Below are 18,745 nucleotides of genomic sequence, written 5' to 3' on the forward strand. Positions count from 1 at the left end.
GTCTTGCCGGTTGGACAGCGTGATCGGAGGATCGTCCAGCCCTCCGATGGCCGCACCCGTCGGCCGGGCGCTCGCGATCGAGGGAGAGGGTGACCATGAAGTTGCTGCGAGTCGGTACGGCGGGGGCCGAGCGGCCCGCGCTGCTCGGCGCCGACGGAACCCTGCGCGACCTGTCCGCACTCGTGGACGACATCGACGGGGCGCTGCTCGCCGACGCCGCCGCGCTCGGACGGGTGCGGGAGGCGGCCGACGCCGGTGGACTGCCCGTACTGGACGCGGCGGGGCTGCGGGTCGGGCCGCCGCTCGGGCGGATCGGCAAGATCGTGTGCATCGGGCTGAACTACCACGACCACGCGCGCGAGACCGGCGCCGAGCCGCCCGCCGAGCCGGTCGTCTTCTTCAAGGCGCCGGACACGGTGGTCGGGCCGCACGACACCGTGCTCGTGCCGCGCGGCTCCGCCAAGACCGACTGGGAGGTGGAGCTGGCCGTCGTCATCGGGCGCCCGGCGCGCTACCTGGCGTCGGCCGAGGAGGGGCTCGCGCATGTCGCCGGGTACGCGGTCGCGCACGACGTCTCCGAGCGCGAGTTCCAGATCGAGCGGGGCGGCACCTGGGACAAGGGCAAGAACTGCGAGACGTTCAACCCGCTCGGCCCCTGGCTGGTGACGGCGGACGAGGTCCCGGACCCGCAGCGGCTGTCGCTGAGGCTGTGGGTCAACGGGGAGCTGAAACAGGACGGCACGACGGCCGAGCAGATCTTCCCGGTCGGCGAAGTGGTGCGCTACGTCAGCCGGTTCATGACGCTGTACCCCGGCGATGTGATCAACACGGGGACGCCGGCCGGAGTGGCGATGGGGCATCCCGAGCCGAAGCCGTATCTGCGCGCCGGAGACGTGGTGGAACTGGAGGTCGAGGGCCTCGGGCGGCAGCGGCAGGAGTTCAAGGACGCGTAGCGGCTCCGCCGGGGTGGCCGGGGGGACGCGGCTTCGCCGCCGGCCGCGGGGCGGGCTCCGCGGCCGGCCGCGCCTCCCACGGCGGAGTCGCACGCCGATCCGGCCCGCGCCCCTGAGACGGGTGGGGTCGCGTCACGCGTGACCGGCCCCACCCGGCTCGGCCGTCCTGTCCCGTGGCGCCGGCGTCAGCTCGTCACAGGATCTCGATGGAGTTGACCTTCGGCGGGCGGTTCGGGAAGGAGATATCGTGCCAGCGCCCGATCCGCACCGAGTCGCCGTTGGCGTCGTAGTAGATCAGGTCGTTGTTGCCGGTGGAGATCCTGTCGACCCACCAGCCGCCGAAGTTGGTCCGGCCACGGTTGGCGTAGCAGTCGACGCTCTGGCTGCCGCCGCTGTGCGACCAGATCTTCAGGAAGTTCTCGCCGCCCCGGCACTCGACGTGGTCGATGGCGAAGGCGCTGCCGCTCGGCCCGCTGACGACGAGCGCGGCGGCCGCGGCGAGTGCCATGGCCGCCGAACGCGCGGCCCTCTTGTACTTCGAGTTCACGGATTCCCCCGGGGAACGGCTCGGTCGATGTCGTCCCCACGCTACAGACGGAAAACGGTGAAAACGGTCTCTGCCTGGGTAAACGCCTCAAAAGGGTGATGGGCGGGGGCGAGGGTGTGACCCGGTCACCTCAGCAGCAGGGCCAGGCGGCGCCATTGCTCCCTCGGGATGGTGTGGCCCGTGTCCTTAGTGACGACCTGGAGGGCCACGTGGTCGGCGCCCGCCTCGTGGAAGGCGTGGACGCGGCGGCGGATCCGGTCGTCGTCGCCCCAGGCGAAGACCGCGTCGATGAGCCGGTCGCTGCCGCCGCCCGCGACATCGGACTCCTCGAAGCCGAGGCGCAGGAAATTGTTGGTGTAGTTGGGGAGTTCGAGGTAGCGGGCCAGATAGGCGCGGGCGATCTCGCGGGCGCGGCTCGGGTTCTGCTCCAGGACGACCTTGAACTCCGGGGCGAGCAGCGGGCCCCGGCCGAGGATCTCGCGGGCCTTCGCGGTGTGCTCCGGGGTGACGAGGTAGGGGATGGCGCCGGCCGCGCGGTCCCCGGACAGGTTCAGCATCCTGGGGCCGAGGGCGGCCAGGACGCGGCGGCCGACCGGGACACCGGCCTTGTCCAGCTCGTCCAGGTAGTCGACCATCGCGGAGTAGGGGCGGTGGTAGCCCTCCACCCGGGGCCCGTGGCTCACGCCGAGGCCCAGCAGGAAGCGGCCGGGGTGGGAGGACTCCAGCCGGGCGAAGTCGGCCGCGGTCGTGGCGGCGTCCCGCTGCCAGACGCTCTGGATGCTGGTGCCGACCGTGATGTGGTGGGTGGCCTCGATGAGCGGGGTCGCGTTCGCGGCGGTGCTGTTGCCGCCGAGCCAGATCGCGCCGAAGTCGAGCTCCTCCAGCTCGGCGGCGGCGTCCTCCTGCTCGCCGCGGCGCGCGGGGTCCTCCGCGCGCAGCGCGACGTCCCAGACGCCGTGCCGGCCGAGGCGTTCCTTCAGCGTGCCGGTGCTCTGACTCATGCGGGCGATCCCTCCGGAGGGTGGGGCGGTGCTGTCGTGATCATCACGTCTGTGCCCACTGCCAACCGGAGGGCGTTCTGGCTGATTCCCGGGTTCCCTCGGTCTGGCTGCCGGGTTCCCTCAGTCGGTCGAACGGCCGGGGGAGTCCGCCGGGCGGCCGAGGAACTTCTCCAGCGCCGCCACCACCAGCCGGTGGTCCTCGACCTGGGGCAGGCCGGAGACGGTCACGGCGCCGATGATGCCCGCCTGCTCCAGACGGATCGGGAAGGAGCCGCCGTGCGCCGCGTAGGTGTCCACATCGAGGCGGGAGGAGTTCTCGAAGGTGGTGCCCTTGGCGCGGAAGCGGGAGCCGACCAGATAGGAGGCGGCGCCGAAGCGCTCGACCACCCGGCGCTTGCGGACGATCCAGGCGTCGTTGTCCGGGGCGGAGCCGGGCAGCGCCGCGTGGAAGAGCTGCTGCCCGCCGCGGTGGATGTCGATCGCCACCGGCAGCCGGCGCTCGCGGGCCAGCTCGACCATCAGGGAGCCGAGCGCCCAGGCGTCCTCGTACGTGAACCGGTCGAACACCAGGCGCTGTTCCTGTTCCTCCAACTCCTCGATGGAGGGCGCGAGTTGCTGTTGCTGCGTGGTCACAGGGTCACCGTCACCTTCTCCTGGGCGGACCGGCGGGCCGCCTCCAGTACATCGAGAGCGGCGGCCGCCTCCAGGGCGGTCACCGGGTTGGGGCCCGCGCCCGCGAGGGCGGTGGCGACGGCCGCGTAGTAGGCGGGGTAGTCGCCGGGCAGGGTCTTCACGGGGGTGCCCCCGCCGGTCAGCGGGGATTCACCGGCGCCGATCCGGCCGTACAGGGCCTCGGGCTCCGTGCCCCAGCGGGGGCTGGGACGCAGGCCCTCGCGCAGGGCGGCCTCCTGGGGGTCGAGGCCGTACTTCACATAGCCCGCCTCGGAGCCCAGGACCCGGAAGCGCGGGCCGAGCTGGGGGGTGGTCGCGGAGACGTGGAGGTGGGAGCGGACGCCGCTCGCGTGGGTGAGCGCGATGAAGGTGTCGTCGTCGGCCTCGGCACCCGGACGGCGGACGTCCGCCTCCGCGTACACCTCGGCGGCCGGGCCGAACAGCACCAGGGCCTGGTCGACGACATGGCTGCCGAGGTCGTAGAGCAGACCGCCGATCTCCGCCGGGTCGCCGGACTCGCGCCAGCCGCCCTTGGGGCGCGGGCGCCAGCGCTCGAAGCGGGACTCGAAGCGGCGCACCTCGCCGAGCGCGCCGTCGTCGAGGAGGGCGCGCAGGGTGAGGAAGTCGTTGTCCCAGCGGCGGTTCTGGAAGACGGACAGCAGCAGACCGCGGTCCTCGGCGAGGGCGGCGAGCGCCCGGGCCTCGGCGGCGGTGCCGGCGACCGGCTTGTCCACGACCACGGGCAGGCCCGCCTCCAGGGCCGCGGTGGCGAGCGGGACGTGCGTCTTGTTCGGGGAGGCGATGACGAGCAGGTCCAGCTCGCCCGCGCGGGCGAGGAGTTCCTCGGGGGTCGCGGCGAGCGTCACGTCCGGGAACGCGTCGCGGGCCTGCCGCTGCCGCTCCGGGTCGGAGGTGACGACCGTGTCGAGGGCGAGGCCCTCGGTGGCGGCGATCAGGGGGGCGTGGAAGACGGAGCCGGCGAGGCCGTAGCCGATCAGGCCGACGCGGAGGGGAGTGCTCATGGACCCCACTTTCGCAACGCTGTTGCCAAAGTGCAAGCGACGGGGAGAATGGGCGTGTGAGCGAGGACAGGGTGGACAGCGGGCGGGCCGGAGCGAACCTGGGGGCGGTGCGGTCGCACAACAGCGCCCTGGTGCTCGGTCTGCTGCGCGGGGCCGGGACGGAGGGCATCAGCCGGCTGGAACTGGCCGAGCGGACCGGGCTGACCCCGCAGGCCGTCAGCAAGATCACCGGACGGCTGCGGGAGGCGGGCCTCGCGGCGGAGGCGGGCCGGCGGGCGTCCACGGGCGGCAAGCCGCGCACGGTGCTGCGGCTGGTGCCGGAGGCGGGGCACGCGGTGGGGATGCAGCTGGACCGGGACGCGCTGCGGGTGGTGCTCGTACGACTGGACGGGACCGTGGTGGGGGAGCGGCGCGGTGAGCTGGACCTCGGGGCGGGCGCGGAGGCCGTCCTCGGGGTGGTGGTGGCGGCCGTGACGGAGCTGGTCCGCTCCTGCCCGGGGTCCTTCGGGGAGCTGCCCGAGGTCGGGTCCCTGCTCGGGGTGGGGGTGGCCCTGCCGGGGCCGCTCGACCATGTGGGGGGCGTGCTGCACCGGGTGACCGGCTTCCCGGGGTGGGACGGCTTCCCGCTGCGGGACGCGCTGCGCGGGCGGCTGGGGGTGCCGGTGGTCGTGGACAAGGACACGAACGCGGCGGCGGTGGGGCTGGCGGTCGGGGGTGTGGGCGGATCGTTCGCCTATCTGCACCTCGGTACGGGTCTCGGGGCCGGGCTCGTGATCGGCGGGCGGGTGCACCGGGGGGCGCGGACCGGGGCGGGGGAGTTCGGGCACCAGGTCGTCCAGCTGGACGGGCCGCGCTGCGCGTGCGGGGACCGGGGGTGCCTGGAGGCGCTGTGCCTGGCCGCGGTGGCGCGCGGGCAGACGGCGACGGCGGCGCGGGTCCTCGGGGTGGGGGCCGGGAACCTGGTGGGGCTGCTGGACATCGACCGGGTGCTGCTCGGCGGCCGGACGGTGCTCGCGGATCCGGAGCCGTTCGTGCGCGGGGTGGCGGCCGAGCTGGACGCGCGGGCGCGGCGGGAGGGCCTGCGGGAGGGGGTCGCGGTGGACGTGGTGCGGCAGGGGGAGCGGGTCGTGGCCCAGGGGGCGGCGGAGATGGTGCTGGGGGCTGGGGTGTTCGGGAGGGGGGAGGGGTGAGGGGCTGACGAGGATCATGCCGGGCGCGCTTCTTGAGCGCGGCTCGCGAGCGCCGGGCCCGTATGTGGGTACTCATGCTGAGGGGGTTGCTCGTGGGACGGAGGTGCCCGGTGAGGTCGATGAAGGCCAGAGTGGTGGTCGGGGCGATCGGGATCGGTCTGCTCGGTGTCTCGGGTGGCGGCACGGCCGTCGCGGCACAGGGCGCGAGCGTCCGGTACTGCGGAGCCGACCCCGCCTCCGGGCTCGCCGTGTTCGCGGGCAAGGGGGCGACCTGCGGCGTGGCCATGCGGGTCGCGGCCGCCTGTACGAAGGTCTGGCACGGAGCGCCGACGGGGGCCCGGGTGCGCGCGGCGGGGGTCGTGTGGAAGTGCGGGGAGCGCCGGGGGGACCCCGATCCGTACCAGGCGTGTGTGGAGGCGAAGGGCGGCGGACGAGTGGTCACGCTGTTCTCCTGAGCCGCAGCCACAGTTGTAGCCGTAGCCGTAGCCGTAGCCGTATCGGCAGCCGCTGCCTCAGCCGTAGCCGTACGTACGACCCGTCACAACGGAGGTTCCCATGAGGTCCATGCGAACGTTCGCCACCGGTGCCGTAGCGCTTCTCGCGTTCTCCGCCGCCGTGCCCGCGGCCCACGCCGCTCCCGCTCCCCGGACCAGCTGCGACAAGGCCCTGGCCGCCGCGCAGAAGGCGGAACGGAACTACGACGGCCTGAAGTCGGACCTGCTGCGCAGCATCGCCGGCGGCGGCCATCCCGACGCCTCCCAGCGGCGGGCGCTGCAACAGGCCGAGAGCCTGCGGAACTCGACGTCCGCCGAGGCCGAGCGCGTCTGCGCCGGAGCGTCCTGACCGACCGCCTGCCCGGCCGACCGACCGCCTGCCCGGCCGACCGACCGCCTGCCCGGCCGACCGGCCGCTCGCCTGACCGGCCGCCTGCCGCCCGGCGGGCCTCGGCCGATCGAGCGGCAGTCCGGGCCGCCCCGGAGTGGCGGCCCGGATGCACGCCCGGGACCCGGCATGGTCATGTGTTCATGCGACTGCGCACGTCCCCGTCCCCCGGCCGCATCTCCCTCCGCCCCCTCGGCCTCGCCGCGGCCGCCGCCCTCGTCCCCCTCCCGGCCGCCGTGCTCGCCGCCCTCCCGGCGTCGGCCCTCGGCGGCCCCCTCCCGGCCGCCGCCACCCCCGCGCCCTCCTGCGCCGCGCCCGGTGAACACGCCTTTCCCCTGGCCACCCGGATCCGCGGCGGCCCCACCGAGTACCAGCCGGGCGGCGCCGCCGGCACCTGGTACATCGACCTCACCAACACCACCCGCCGCTCCTGCGCGGGCATCCACCCGGTCGTCGTCCTCGTCGACGACCGGCACGAACTGAACGCCGGGCAGGCCCGGCTGGACTTCCACGACGGCTCCCGCGTCCGCCCGGTGACGTTCGAGAGCACCGACGAGAAGGAGTTGGTCGGCGTGCTGGACGCACCCGGATTCGGCGGCTTCACCGTGCCGCCCGGCAAGACCGTCAGCGTGCGGGTCCGCCTCGCGCTCACCCATGAGGCTCCCGTGCCCGACCAGGTCACCGCCGACGCGGCCGCCGTACAGCGGCGCGGCCAGGACGGGGACTGGGTCGGCGAGTCCAACGCCTACCGGTTCGGGGTCGGCACCCCGATGTCCCCGGCCCCCGAGCCGCCCGGGGACCAGGACGGCACCCCGGTGGCACAGGACCTCTCGGGGACGGGGACGGGGACAGGCGCGGGCGCCGGTACGGGTACGGAGCAGAGCCAGGACGCCGGGAGCACGGGTTCCGGCACCTCGGCTTCCGGCACCGGGCCCGCCGAACCCGGCACCCCCCGCCCCGCCTCCAGCGCCGCCGACCCCTCCCTCCCCTTCGCCCGGGACGCCCAGGAGGCCGGGCGGCGCGCCCGCGAACTCGCCCGGACCGGCCCCGCCCTCACCCACGGCCTCCTCGCCGCCGCCGGTGCCCTGCTCTGTGTGACCGGTGCCGCGTTCCTGCTGGCCCGCAGGCGCCGCTGAGTTGAGGGGCCCCCACCCCCGTCTGCGACGATCCCCGCGTGGACTACCCCTATGAGCAGGCCCCGGGCGCCCCCGTGCGGTCCGGCATCCCCGAGCACGGCCGGATCCCGAAGTACTACGCGGTGAAGGCGAGGATCGCCGGACTGCTGGAGGAACTGGGGGAGGACAGCGTCATCCCGACCGAGCGCGATCTCGCCGAGCGGTACGACGTCGCCCGCGAGACCGTGCGCCAGGCGGTGCGGGAGCTGGTGCTGGAGGGGCGGCTGCGCAGGCGCGGGCGCGGCACCGTGGTGGCCGGGCCGAAGCTGGCCCAGCCGCTGTCGCTGGCGAGCTACACCGAGGGCGTGCGCCGCCAGGGCCGTACCCCGGGCCGTACCCTCGTCACCCTCGACCGCTTCCCGTGCCCGGCGCCGCTCGCCGCCGAGACCGGGCTGACGCGGGGCGAGCCGGTCTGGCACCTGGAGCGGGTGCTGCTCGCGGACGAGGAGCGGGTCGGCCTGGAGAGCACCTACGTCGCCGTGGCGCGGGTGCCCCGGCTGGACTCCGAGTTCGACGCCGACTCCTCCTTCTACGGCTATCTCGCCGCCCAGGGCATCGGCTTCGGCGACGCCGACGAACGCCTGGAGACCGTGCTCGCCACGCCCCGCGAGGCGCTGCTCGTCGGCACCCCGCCCGGGCTGCCGATGCTGCTGATCCACCGGGTGTCCCGGGACACCGACGGCCGGCCGCTGGAGCGGGTGCGGTCGCTGTACCGGGGGGACCGGTTCTCCTTCACCGCGCACCTCCAGGGCTGACGGAAGATCCCTTTTCTGGATGAAGATCCGGACATACCCACCTCCTTGATAGTCACGAACGGATAACGGGTCTAGCCCAAACGTGATGGGTGGTTCACGCCCCCGTCGACCGGCGGACGTCTCCGGTTCCCCGTCCCCGAGGACCGTGGGCGGCGTGAGAGTGACAGTCGTCGGAGGCGGCGTGGTCGGCACCATGCACGCCTGGCAAGCAATCGAACGTGGCCACGAGGTCGTCCAGATCGAGCGGGAGACCGAGGCGCGCGGCGCCTCGCTGCGCAACTTCGGGCAGATCTGGGTCAGTGGCCGGGCCGGGGGAGAGGAACTGGAGACCGCGCTGCGGGCGCGGGAGCTGTGGGAGGGCATCGGCGCACGGGTGGCGAAGCTCGGGTTCCGCGCCACCGGCTCCCTGACCCCGGTGCGCACGGAGCTGGAACTGGCCGTCGCCGAGGCCGCCGTGGCCCGCGCGGACGCCGCCGCCCGCGGCTACAAGCTGCTGACCCCGGGCGAGGCCCGCGCCCTCAACCCCGCCCTGCGCGGCGAGTTCCGCGCCGCCCTCTTCTGCGAGCGGGACGCCGCCGTCGAGCCGCGCACCGCGCAGCTCGCCCTGCGCGAGGAGCTGCGCAGGTCTCCGAACTACACCTTCCTGCCGGGCCGCGAGGTCCGCGAGGTGACCGGCACCGCGGCCGTCCGCGACGACCACGGGGACGTGCACCACGCCGACGCGGTCGTGCTGGCCACCGGCGCCTGGCTCGGCGGCCTGGTCCGCGAGCTGGCCGGCCCCGGTCTGCCGGTGCGCCGGGTCCGGCTCCAGATGATGCAGACCGACCCGCTGGGCGAGCCGCTGCCGACCTCGGTCGCGGACGGCGACAGCTTCCGCTACTACCCGGCCTACGCCTCCGAGGCGCTCGACGCGCTCAACTCCGGCCAGCCGCAGCCCGAGACGGCGGCCGCGCACAAGATGCAGCTGCTCATGGTGCAGCGCGCCGACGGCGGCCTGACCATCGGCGACACCCACGAGTACGAACACCCCTTCGCCTTCGACACCGTCGAGGAGCCGTACGAGCACCTGACCGGCGTCGTGGAGAACCTGCTGGGCCGGCCACTGCCGCGGATCCGGCACCGCTGGGCGGGCGTGTACGCGCAGTGCGCCGACCGGACCCGCGTCGTGCACCGCCAGCAGGTCGCCGACGGGGTGTGGCTGGTCACCGGGCCCGGCGGGCGCGGCATGACCTGCTCCCCCGCGATAGCCGAGACCACCGCGAACGAACTGGGCTGGTGAGCAACCCCATGACCGACACTTCCACCGACATCCGGCTCCTCGTCCTCGACATGGCCGGTACGACCGTCGCCGACGGCGGGCTCGTGGAGCGCGCCTTCGCCGTGGCCGCCGCCGAACTCGGCGTCGAGGAGGGCACCGCCGAGCACGCCGGGCACCTCGCCCATGTCCGCGCCACCATGGGCGAGTCCAAGATCTCCGTCTTCCGGCACCTGTTCGGGGACGAGGAGCGGGCCCGGCGCGCCAACGCCGCCTTCGAGAAGGCGTACGGCGAACTGGTCGACGGCGGCCTGGTCGCCCCCGTCCCCGGCGCCCGCGAGACCATCGAGGAACTGCTCGCGAGCGGCCGCGGCGTCGTCCTGACCACCGGCTTCTCCCGGGTCACCCAGGACGCCGTCCTCGCCGCCCTCGGCTGGCAGGACCTGGTGCCGCTCACCCTGTGCCCGGCCGACGCCGGCGGACGCGGGCGGCCCTTCCCGGACATGGTCCTGGCGGCGTTCCTGCGCACCAGGGCCGCCGAGGACGTACGGCAGGTCGCCGTGGCCGGGGACACCTCGTACGACGTGCTCAGCGGCCTGCGCGCCGGGGCCGGACTGGTCGCCGGGGTGCGCACCGGCGCCCACGGCGACAAGGAGTTCCACGCGGCGGGCGCCACCCATGTCCTGGACTCCGTGGCCGAGTTGCCCGCGCTGCTCACGGGAGCCCGCTGAGATGAGCATCCGCTTCGATTCCGTCACGGTCGCCTACGACGGCGATGTCGTCCTCGACGCCCTCGACCTGACCGTCGGGCCCGGCGAGGTCATGGCGCTCCTCGGGCCGTCCGGCTCCGGCAAGACCACCGCGCTGCGGGCGGTCGCCGGGTTCGTCCGGCCCGCGTCCGGGCGGGTGTTCCTCGGCGGCCGGGACGTGACGGACCTGCCGCCGTACCGGCGGGGCATCGGGATGGTCGTCCAGCAGTACGCGCTCTTCCCGCATCTGCGGGTCGACGAGAACGTGGCCTTCGGACTGAAGGCGCGCGGCACGGCCCGGGGCGAGATACGGCAACGGGTCGGCGAGGCACTGGAGATGACCGGCATGGCCGCCTACGCCCGCCGCCATCCGCGCGAGCTGTCCGGCGGCCAGCAGCAGCGCGTCGCGATCGCCCGCGCGCTCGCCATCCGGCCCGGCGTGCTCCTCCTGGACGAGCCGCTGTCCGCGCTCGACGCACGGCTGCGGTCCGGGATGCTCACGGAACTCGCCCGGCTGCACCGCGAGTTGCCCGAGGTCTCGATGCTGTACGTCACCCACGACCAGGTCGAGGCGCTGACACTGGCGGACCGGATCGCGGTGATGGACAAGGCGAGGCTGCGCGCGTGCGGGACGCCGCAGGAGCTGTACCGGGCGCCCGCCGACGCGTTCACGGCGTCCTTCGTGGGCGGTGCGAACCTGCTGCCGGTGACGGTGGGTTCGGGAGGCGTCGACTTCGCGGGCCGGGAGGTGAAGGTCGACACGGCGGGCGTGGCCGCGGGGGCGCGGGCCACGCTGTGCGTCCGGCCGCATCTCGTGGGGATCGGTGCGGGCCCCAATCAACTCACCGGCATCGTCCAGGAGATCCAGTGGCGAGGGGCCACGCACCGGCTCTACGTCAGGATCGGCGAGCACGATGTCACGGCGGACGTACGGGAGTTGAGGGACGCGCCGTGGCGGGGTGACGAGGTCATACTGCACTTCGCGCCCGATGACGCGGTGCTGCTGCCCGCGGGGGTCGGTCATGGCTGATGCCGTACAGAGAGTGCGGCTCGTCCGTGGCCGGTCGCGCAGTTCCCCGCGCCCCTTCAGGGCGCTCGTCTGGACCCTGCCTCCCCTCGCGGGCCTCGCCCTCTTCTTCCTCTACCCCCTCGCCCTCGTCGTCCGGCAGTCGTTCCGGCCGGACAGCGGGGGGACCTCCGTCCAGCCGTACGCCGAGGTGTTCGCCTCGCAGGCGTTCCGGCAGGCGCTGTGGACCACCGTGTGGCTGGCGCTCGCGTCGACCGCCGGGTGCCTGGCGCTGGGATTCCTGCTGGCGCTGGTGATCGCCTTCGTACCGTTCCCCGGGGCGCGGGCGGTGGCGCGGTTCGTGGATGTGTTCCTGTCCTTCCCGTCCTTCCTGATCACGCTGGCCCTGCTGTTCGTCTACGGCGGCACCGGCATGGCCAACGGGGCCTGGACCGGGCTCACGGGCGCCGCGCAGGGGCCGTTCCAGTTCCTGAACACGCCCTGGGGCGTGCTGCTCGCGGAGATCACCTACTTCACGCCGTTCGTGATGCGCCCGCTGCTCGCCGCGTTCTCGCAGCTGGACACCGCCCAGCTGGAGGCGGCCGGTTCGCTGGGGGCGCGGGCGCCGCGGATCGTACGCCAGGTGATCCTGCCGGAGGCGCTGCCCGCGCTCGCGGCCGGCGGCAGCCTCGTCCTGGTGCTCTGCCTCAACGAGTTCGGCATCGTGCTCTTCACCGGCGCGAAGGGCGTCACCACCCTGCCGATGCTCGTCTACAGCAAGGCGATCCTGGAGTCCGACTACCCGGGCGCCTGCGTGACCGCCGTCGTCAACGTCCTGATCTCCGTGGGTCTCTACGGCCTCTACCGGGTGGTGAGCCGTCGTGCTGGTGCATAGCCGAGGGGCCAGGCGGGCCCTGTGGGCGGTGTTCCTCGTCCTCTTCCTGCCGCTGTTCGCGCTGCCGCTGCTCGTGGTGCTCGGCGCCTCCTTCGCCACCCACTGGTCCAGCGTCCTGCCCTCGGGCCCGACGCTCGCCAACTACCGCTCCGCGACCCGGGGCGAGGCACTCCAGGCCCTCACCACCAGCCTGCTCACGGCCGCCGGCGCCAGCCTGCTCGCGCTGGCCGTCGGCACCTGGGCCGCGCTCGCCGGGGCGGCCCTGGGCAAGCGCGCCAAGCGAGTGCTGGACGCCCTGTTCGTGCTGCCGGTCGCCGTGCCCTCCGTGGTGGTGGGCCTGTCGGTCCTGGTGGCCTTCTCCCAGCCGCCGCTGCTGCTCAACGGCACCCGGTGGATCGTGATCCTCGCGCACACCGTGCTGGTCACCGCCTTCGCCCACCAGTCCGTGTCGGCGGCGATCACCCGCCTCGACCCGGCCTACGAACAGGCCGCCGCCGCCCTCGGCGCCCGGCCCTCCCGTGTGCTGTGGCGGATCCGGCTGCCCCTGCTGCTGCCCTCCCTGACCGCGGCCGCCGGCCTCTGCTTCGCCCTGTCCATGGGCGAGTTGAGCGCCACGATGATGCTCTATCCGCCGGACTGGACCCCGTTGCCCGTCCTGATCTACGCGGCCACCGACCGGGGCGCGCTGTTCACCGGCTCCGCCGTCGCCGTGGTGCTGATGGCCGCGACCCTGCTCGTCCTGTTCGCCGTCTCCCGGGTCCGCACCCGGGCGTCGTACCGCTGACCCCTTCCGCAGCTCTCCCCGTATCGCCGTATCGCCCTACGAACGCCAGGAGTTCATCCCGCCATGCCCAGAACCCGACTCCCGCTCGCCGCAGCCGTAGCCGTCGCCCTGCTCGCCGCCCCCGCGCTGTCCGCCTGCGGTTCCTCCGCCGCCGAGGCCAAGGAGGTCACCGTCTACAGCGCGGACGGCCTCAAGGGCGAGAACGGGGACGGCTGGTACGACAAGGTCTTCGCGGACTTCACCGAGAAGACCGGCATCAAGGTCAAGTACGTCGAGGGCGGCTCGGGCGAGGTGGTGCAGCGCGCCGTCCGAGAGAAGAGCAACCCGCAGGCCGATGTGCTGGTCACACTGCCGCCGTTCATCCAGGAGGCCGACGCCAAGAGCCTGCTCCAGACGTACGAGCCCGCGGGCTCCACCGCGGTCAGCGGGGCCGACAAGGCGCCCGACGGCACCTGGACGTCCGTCGTGAACAACTACTTCGGCCTCGTCTACAACAAGAAGGAGCTGAAGACGGCGCCGAAGACCTGGGACGACCTGCTCGACGCGTCGTACAGGAACAAGCTCCAGTACTCCACCCCGGGCGTCGCGGGCGACGGCACGGCCGTGCTGATCCAGGCCATGCACGACCTCGGCGGCAAGGAACAGGCCCTCGCCTACCTGAAGAAGCTCCAGGCCAACAACGTCGGCCCGTCCGCCTCCACCGGCAAACTCGCGCCCAAGGTGGACAAGGGTGAACTGCTCGTCGCCAACGGCGATGTGCAGATGAACTACGCCCAGTCCAAGACCATGCCCGATCTCGGCATCTGGTTCCCGGCGGGCAAGGACGGCAAGCCCTCCACCTTCGCGCTGCCGTACGCCGCGGGCCTGGTCACCAGGGCCCCGCACAGCGCCAACGGCAAGAAGCTGCTCGACTTCATGCTCTCCCAGCGGGCGCAGACCGAGGTCAGCTCCATCGGGGGCGGCTTCTCGGCCCGCGAGGACGTCAAGGCCACGGACGCCGACGCCATCGCCCTCACCAAGCTGATGGACGGCGTCGGCTTCTTCCAGCCGGACTGGAACGACATCGACAAGAACCTGACGTCGTACGTCGAGGACTGGAAGTCGGCGACCGGCAGCTGACCGACCGGCGGGGCGGCGCCCCCGGTCCCGCGCCGGGGGCGCCGCCCCGCCGCACTCGCTTCCGGAGGTTTCCGTGCCCCGTACGCCCAAAGTGCTCCTCATCGGCCTGGACGGCGCCCGCCTCGCCCGGATCGAGGACGCCGACGCGCCCCACCTGGCCGCGCTGACGGCCGCCGGGCTCACCGCGCCGGGCCTCATCGAGCCGGGCGCGCCCACCCTGTCCGGGCCCGGGTGGGCCACGATCCTCACCCAGACCTGGCCCGCCAGGCACCGGGTGCGGGACAACTCCTTCACCGGCAACGCGTGCGCGCGCCACCCGGACTTCCTCACCCGCCTCGCGTCCGCCGGGCCCGGCCCGCGCACCTGCGCGATCACCTCCTGGGCGCCGCTCGCGGAGAAGGTCTTCTCCGCGCGGGTCGCCGCCCGGGTGGCCACACCGGACGCGGAGTACGACGCCGGTACGACGGACCGGGCGGTCGCCGAGCTGCGGGACGGGGACCCGGACGCCCTGTTCGTCCAGCTGGACGGCATCGACGACGCGGGCCACCGGCGCGGCGCCGCCTCGCCGCGCTGCCTGGAGGCCATCCACGCCGCCGACGCCCAGGCCGGCCGGATGCCGGCCGCCGCCGGGGCGCGGCCCGCCGACGAGGACTGGCTGGTCATGGTCACCACCGACCACGGCCACACCGACGCCGGCGGCCACGGCGGCCAAAGCCTCCCGGAACGCCGGACCTTCCTGATCGCCGTCGGCACCGGACTCGCACCCGGCTCGGTCCGCACGGACGTACGCGTGCCGGCCGCGGCCGCCACCGCCCTCACCCACCTCGGCCTCGCCCTCGACCCGGCCCGGGACCTGGACGGGCGCCCCCTGCGCGCGGGGCGGCTACCCGCTGATCGACGGGGTACGGATCAGCCGGGGCTGATTAGGCTGGGGGCGTCGGTACGCCGTGGTTCCGGCCCCCGCTCGTAGATCTCACGCATGCCAGGAGACGCACAACATGGCAGACCGCAAGCCGATCGAATCGTGGCTCACCGACATGGACGGCGTCCTGATCCACGAGGGCGTGCCGATCCCCGGTGCCGAGGACTTCCTGAAGAAGCTGCGCGACTCGGGCCGCCCCTTCCTGGTCCTCACCAACAACTCCATCTACACCGCCCGGGACCTGCACGCCCGGCTGCGCCGGATGGGCCTGGACGTGCCGGCCGAGAACATCTGGACCTCGGCGCTGGCCACCGCCCAGTTCCTGAACGACCAGCGGCCCGGCGGCAGCGCCTACGTCATCGGCGAGGCCGGTCTGACCACCGCGCTGCACGACGTCGGCTACGTCCTCACCGACCACGAGCCCGATTTCGTGATCCTCGGCGAGACCCGCACCTACTCCTTCGAGGCCATGACCAAGGCCGTGCGGCTGATCAACGACGGTGCCCGGTTCATCGCCACCAACCCCGACAACGTCGGCCCCTCCACCGAGGGCGCGCTGCCCGCCACCGGTTCCGTCGCCGCCCTGATCACCGCCGCGACCGGCCGCAAGCCCTACTTCGTCGGCAAGCCCAACCCGCTGATGATGCGCGCGGGCCTGAACGCGATCGGCGCCCACTCCGAGACCTCCGCGATGATCGGGGACCGGATGGACACCGATGTGCTGGCGGGCCTGGAGGCCGGGATGCGCACCTTCCTGGTGCTCAGCGGGGTGACCCGGCCGCAGGACGTGGACGGCTACCCGTTCCGGCCCTCCCAGGCCGTGGACTCCATCGCCGACCTGGTCGACCTCATCTGACATCGGCGCTCCACTCACCGGCGGCTCAAACCCGGTCTCACCCGGATGGAGCAGCGGGGCGCCTTCCGGGATGCGGGGGCGCCCCCGCCGGGAGAACCTCCTTACGTGTCTGGAGGTTCACGATGGGCTCACTCCCCCTCACTGTGTGCAGCGGTCTGCTGGTCGTAGCCGCGCTCGGCCCCGCGGCCCAGGCCGCCCACGCGGCGGACGGCGGCATCCTCGCCGCCGCCCCAGCCGCCCCCGCGCCGGGGGCCGAGGTGACCCTGAAGGTCAGCGGCTGCACCGGGGAGCAGGCCGTCGCCGCCTCCCGCGCCTTCACCGCCGACGCCCGCCTCACCGGGGCCCGGGGCACCCTCTCGGGCAGCGCCCGCGTCGGCTCCGCGGTCGGGCCGGGCGGCTACGACGTCAAGGTGACCTGCGCCGACCGGGTGGTGGGCGGCAGGATCACGGTCGTGGCCATGGACGAAGGAGCCTTTGCCGCCCCGGTCGACGCCACCGCGCACTTCGCCACCGTGGCCACCGGCGGCTCCGGACCCGACACCGCGCAGGCCCTGACCGGGCTCGCGCTGGCCTCGGCCGCCGCCGTCGCCGTGGGCCTGCGCGCCCGCCGGGGCCGCCGTACCCGCTGAACCCCCGGCAGGGCCGGGCTCACCCCGACAGGCGGGTCCGCACGTTCCCGAAGTGGTCCCTTATGGCGCGCTCCGCCCGGGGGGAGTCCCCGGAGCGCACCGCGTCCAGGATCTCCCGGTGCTGGCGGCAGGTCACCCGGGGGTCCTGCGGCACGTCCACCAGGTCCCGGCGCACCCGGTGGAAGGCGTCCCAGAACGCCTCCAGGACCTCGCTGAGCAGGGCGTTGTCCAGGCCCCGGTAGAGCGTGGCGTGGAAGGCGCGGTCGGTGTCGGCGAGGCCGGCGCCCTCGGCCGCCTGCTGTTCCATGCGGTCGACCAGCGCGTCCAGCTCGGCCAGGTCCGCCTGCGGCAGCCGCCCGGCGAGCCGGGAGACGAGGCCGGTCTCCACGGCCTCGCGCAGTTCGAGGAGCTGGAGCAGCGAGTCCTCGCCCCGGTAGTGGCCGACGACCGTGCGGAAGGCGAGGCCCTCGATCATCGGCGCGAACGACATCGGGCCGACGTACGTCCCGAAGCCGTGCCGGATCTCCACGATGCCCATCGCCTGGAGCGCCTTGAGCGCCTCGCGCACCGAGTTCCGGCTCGCCCCGAGGAACTCCATCAGCTCCGGCTCGGTCGGCAGCGGGGCCCCGGGAGGCAGCCGCCGGTCCACGATCAGCTTCTTGATCCGCTCCTGAAGGTCCCGCGCTGCCATGGCCAGAGAGTAGCGGCCCGGTGAAGAGGGGCATACGAAAAGGTCCCCCGCTGCTGCGAGGGACCTTCTCCGTCGGTGCGCCGCCAGGGACTCGAACCCCGGACCCGCTGATTAAGAGTCAGCTGCTCTAACCAACTGAGCTAGCGGCGCCTGCTGACAGAGAGAACTCTACCTGACCTGTGAGGGTGCTCCGGACCACTGACAGGGGGCTTCGGAGGGGCCCGTACATCATTCGGACCGTCAAAGTGCGCGCCGTGCGGACAGTTGGGAAACTGATCAACGTGCACACAAGCGGACAAAAACACCATGAATGTGAGGCAGATCGCATGACCGCTCCGGCGTTCGAGGAGTTCGAACCCGCGCGCGACTGTGGCTGTCCCGGCTGTGTCCACCGGCGGCGCTCCCGTCCCCGCCAGCCGCCCAGCCGCCTCGCCCAGCTCCCCGCGAGGCGCGGGATGGTCGTCGTGGCCGCGGTGTCCGCCGCCCTCGGCGTGGTGACCCCGGTGGCCGCCCTCCCCGCCGGCCACCCCTCGCACCGCCAGGCCGTGCCCGGCGACGGCCCCGACACCCCCCAGGGCACCGAGGCCCCCCTGCACGGCCCCGACAGCGGCGCCGCCCGGCCCGGGGGCGTCCTCACCCCGCGCACCACCCGCGACGCCATCATCAAGCGGGCCAAGTCCTGGGTGACCGCGCAGGTGCCGTACAGCATGGGCCGCTACTGGACCGACGGCTACCGGCAGGACTGCTCGGGCTATGTCTCCATGGCCTGGGGGCTGAACAGCAACCAGTGGACGGGCAGCCTCGCCAAGTACGGCGTGAAGATCAAGAAGTCCCAGCTCCAGCCCGGCGACATGCTGCTCTTCCACAACACCGCCAACCCCCAGAACGGCTCGCACGTGGTGATCTTCGGCGGCTGGACGGACTCCGCGCACACCCACTACAAGGTCTACGAGCAGACACCCCCGCACACCCGCAGCCAGACCACGCCCTACCCCTACTGGAGTCACGCCGGCAAGTACGTCCCCTACCGCTACAAGGGCCTGGCCACCGGCAGCGCGGGCGCCGAGGCGACGGACGGCAGGACCTCCCCGGACTATCCCGGCGCGGACTCCTTCGGGCTCGGCGCGGTCAACGAGTACGTCACCGAGCTGGGCCGGATGCTGATCGCCCGGGGCGCGGGACCGTACTACCCGAACGGTCCGGGCCCGGCCTGGAGCGAGGCGGACCGGCGGGCCACCGAGGCGTTCCAGCGGGCCCAGGGCTGGGACGGCGAGGAGGCCGACGGGCTGCCCGGACCGCGCACCTGGGAACTGCTCACCTCCGGCCGGGGCCGCGACATCACCCCGGACACGGCGGAGCCCGCCTCGCACGGCGTGCCCGGCTATCCCGGCAAGGGCTACTTCCGTCCGGGGCAGAGCAACGGCTACGTCACCCGGCTGGGGGTCCAGCTGACCCGTAAGGGGTTCGGCCGGTTCTACGGCGACGGCCCGGGTCCGCGGTGGGGCGAGGCGGACCGGCAGGCGGTGGCGGCCTTCCAGCGCGGCCAGGGCTGGCGGGGCGGCGCCGCCGACGGCTCGGTCGGCCCGGAGACCTGGCGCCGGCTGTTCTCCTGACCGGCCCCGACCGCCGTACATCACCCTCA

At 73.6% G+C, this 18,745-nt stretch carries 21 protein-coding genes and 1 tRNA gene; 16 read left to right on the forward strand and 6 right to left on the reverse strand.

Annotated elements, in window-relative coordinates:
* Positions 1-95 precede the first annotated feature (95 nt).
* Entirely contained in the window at positions 96-953 is an 858-nt protein-coding gene (locus QHG49_RS21995) for a fumarylacetoacetate hydrolase family protein (RefSeq protein ID WP_145485314.1), read from the forward strand.
* Between the two features lie 193 nt (positions 954-1,146).
* Here the strand turns inward: QHG49_RS21995 and QHG49_RS22000 are convergent, their stop codons facing one another.
* The 4 genes from QHG49_RS22000 to QHG49_RS22015 all read right to left on the reverse strand — a co-directional run bounded on the left by QHG49_RS22000 (position 1,147) and on the right by QHG49_RS22015 (position 4,195).
* Entirely contained in the window at positions 1,147-1,500 is a 354-nt protein-coding gene (locus QHG49_RS22000; protein ID WP_159701707.1) for a beta/gamma crystallin domain-containing protein, read from the reverse strand.
* 125 nt (positions 1,501-1,625) lie between these two features.
* Positions 1,626-2,501, reverse strand: coding sequence for an LLM class F420-dependent oxidoreductase (locus QHG49_RS22005; RefSeq protein WP_159701704.1), 876 nt, complete (start codon positions 2,499-2,501; stop codon positions 1,626-1,628).
* Between the two features lie 120 nt (positions 2,502-2,621).
* On the reverse strand, positions 2,622-3,134 hold the full coding sequence (locus QHG49_RS22010; RefSeq protein WP_159701701.1) for a heme-degrading domain-containing protein: 513 nt from the start codon (positions 3,132-3,134) through the stop codon (positions 2,622-2,624).
* Positions 3,131-4,195 (reverse strand): Gfo/Idh/MocA family oxidoreductase, encoded by a 1,065-nt coding sequence (locus QHG49_RS22015; protein WP_301490864.1) that lies wholly within the window; start codon positions 4,193-4,195, stop codon positions 3,131-3,133. The genes QHG49_RS22010 and QHG49_RS22015 overlap by 4 nt, the downstream gene beginning before the upstream one ends.
* A 56-nt stretch (positions 4,196-4,251) precedes the next feature.
* Here QHG49_RS22015 and QHG49_RS22020 point away from each other — a divergent pair, with 56 nt between their 5' ends.
* From QHG49_RS22020 to QHG49_RS22085, 14 genes are all read left to right on the forward strand, one after another.
* Positions 4,252-5,385 (forward strand): ROK family transcriptional regulator, encoded by a 1,134-nt coding sequence (locus QHG49_RS22020; RefSeq protein WP_301490865.1) that lies wholly within the window; start codon positions 4,252-4,254, stop codon positions 5,383-5,385.
* A gap of 119 nt (positions 5,386-5,504) precedes the next feature.
* The gene (locus QHG49_RS22025) at positions 5,505-5,840 is read left to right on the forward strand and encodes a hypothetical protein (protein ID WP_301490866.1); all 336 of its coding nucleotides are present in this window, start codon (positions 5,505-5,507) and stop codon (positions 5,838-5,840) included.
* A 100-nt stretch (positions 5,841-5,940) separates the two neighbouring features.
* Positions 5,941-6,228 carry a hypothetical protein gene (locus QHG49_RS22030; protein WP_301490868.1) on the forward strand — a complete coding sequence of 96 codons (288 nt, stop codon included), beginning with the start codon at positions 5,941-5,943 and terminating at the stop codon, positions 6,226-6,228.
* 182 nt (positions 6,229-6,410) lie between these two features.
* Positions 6,411-7,403 carry a hypothetical protein gene (locus QHG49_RS22035; RefSeq protein WP_301490869.1) on the forward strand — a complete coding sequence of 331 codons (993 nt, stop codon included), beginning with the start codon at positions 6,411-6,413 and terminating at the stop codon, positions 7,401-7,403.
* A 38-nt stretch (positions 7,404-7,441) separates the two neighbouring features.
* Positions 7,442-8,197: a GntR family transcriptional regulator gene (locus QHG49_RS22040; RefSeq protein WP_145485323.1), complete on the forward strand. Its 756-nt coding sequence runs from the start codon at positions 7,442-7,444 to the stop codon at positions 8,195-8,197.
* A 154-nt stretch (positions 8,198-8,351) separates the two neighbouring features.
* Entirely contained in the window at positions 8,352-9,476 is a 1,125-nt protein-coding gene (locus QHG49_RS22045) for a TIGR03364 family FAD-dependent oxidoreductase (protein ID WP_145485324.1), read from the forward strand.
* Positions 9,477-9,484: 8 nt separating this feature from the next.
* On the forward strand, positions 9,485-10,183 hold the full coding sequence (locus QHG49_RS22050; protein WP_301490870.1) for an HAD family hydrolase: 699 nt from the start codon (positions 9,485-9,487) through the stop codon (positions 10,181-10,183).
* A gap of 1 nt (position 10,184) precedes the next feature.
* The gene (locus QHG49_RS22055; RefSeq protein ID WP_159701681.1) at positions 10,185-11,231 is read left to right on the forward strand and encodes an ABC transporter ATP-binding protein; all 1,047 of its coding nucleotides are present in this window, start codon (positions 10,185-10,187) and stop codon (positions 11,229-11,231) included.
* Entirely contained in the window at positions 11,224-12,102 is an 879-nt protein-coding gene (locus tag QHG49_RS22060; RefSeq protein ID WP_301490873.1) for a 2-aminoethylphosphonate ABC transporter permease subunit, read from the forward strand. Before QHG49_RS22055 ends, QHG49_RS22060 begins: the two co-directional genes overlap by 8 nt.
* Positions 12,089-12,886, forward strand: a complete 798-nt coding sequence (locus QHG49_RS22065) for an ABC transporter permease (protein WP_201300570.1) — start codon at positions 12,089-12,091, stop codon at positions 12,884-12,886. The genes QHG49_RS22060 and QHG49_RS22065 overlap by 14 nt, the downstream gene beginning before the upstream one ends.
* A gap of 63 nt (positions 12,887-12,949) precedes the next feature.
* Entirely contained in the window at positions 12,950-14,005 is a 1,056-nt protein-coding gene (locus QHG49_RS22070) for a 2-aminoethylphosphonate ABC transporter substrate-binding protein (RefSeq protein ID WP_301490874.1), read from the forward strand.
* A 73-nt stretch (positions 14,006-14,078) separates the two neighbouring features.
* Positions 14,079-14,975 (forward strand): alkaline phosphatase family protein, encoded by an 897-nt coding sequence (locus QHG49_RS22075; protein ID WP_301490876.1) that lies wholly within the window; start codon positions 14,079-14,081, stop codon positions 14,973-14,975.
* 28 nt (positions 14,976-15,003) lie between these two features.
* A complete protein-coding gene (locus tag QHG49_RS22080) occupies positions 15,004-15,783 on the forward strand; it encodes an HAD-IIA family hydrolase (protein WP_145485326.1) in 780 nt (259 codons plus the stop codon).
* Positions 15,784-15,905: 122 nt separating this feature from the next.
* Positions 15,906-16,412, forward strand: a complete 507-nt coding sequence (locus tag QHG49_RS22085) for a hypothetical protein (RefSeq protein WP_301490879.1) — start codon at positions 15,906-15,908, stop codon at positions 16,410-16,412.
* Positions 16,413-16,431: 19 nt separating this feature from the next.
* On the opposite strand, the gene QHG49_RS22090 is transcribed toward QHG49_RS22085, so the two are convergent.
* The gene (locus tag QHG49_RS22090) at positions 16,432-17,103 is read right to left on the reverse strand and encodes a FadR/GntR family transcriptional regulator (RefSeq protein WP_159701669.1); all 672 of its coding nucleotides are present in this window, start codon (positions 17,101-17,103) and stop codon (positions 16,432-16,434) included.
* A gap of 76 nt (positions 17,104-17,179) precedes the next feature.
* Positions 17,180-17,253, reverse strand: a tRNA-Lys gene (locus tag QHG49_RS22095).
* A gap of 176 nt (positions 17,254-17,429) precedes the next feature.
* On the opposite strand from QHG49_RS22095, the gene QHG49_RS22100 reads away from it, so the two are divergent.
* Positions 17,430-18,716: a peptidoglycan-binding protein gene (locus QHG49_RS22100; protein WP_301490881.1), complete on the forward strand. Its 1,287-nt coding sequence runs from the start codon at positions 17,430-17,432 to the stop codon at positions 18,714-18,716.
* The last annotated feature ends 29 nt before the right edge of the window (positions 18,717-18,745 follow it).

The organism is Streptomyces sp. WP-1, assembly GCF_030450125.1.
Taxonomy (GTDB): domain Bacteria; phylum Actinomycetota; class Actinomycetes; order Streptomycetales; family Streptomycetaceae; genus Streptomyces; species Streptomyces incarnatus.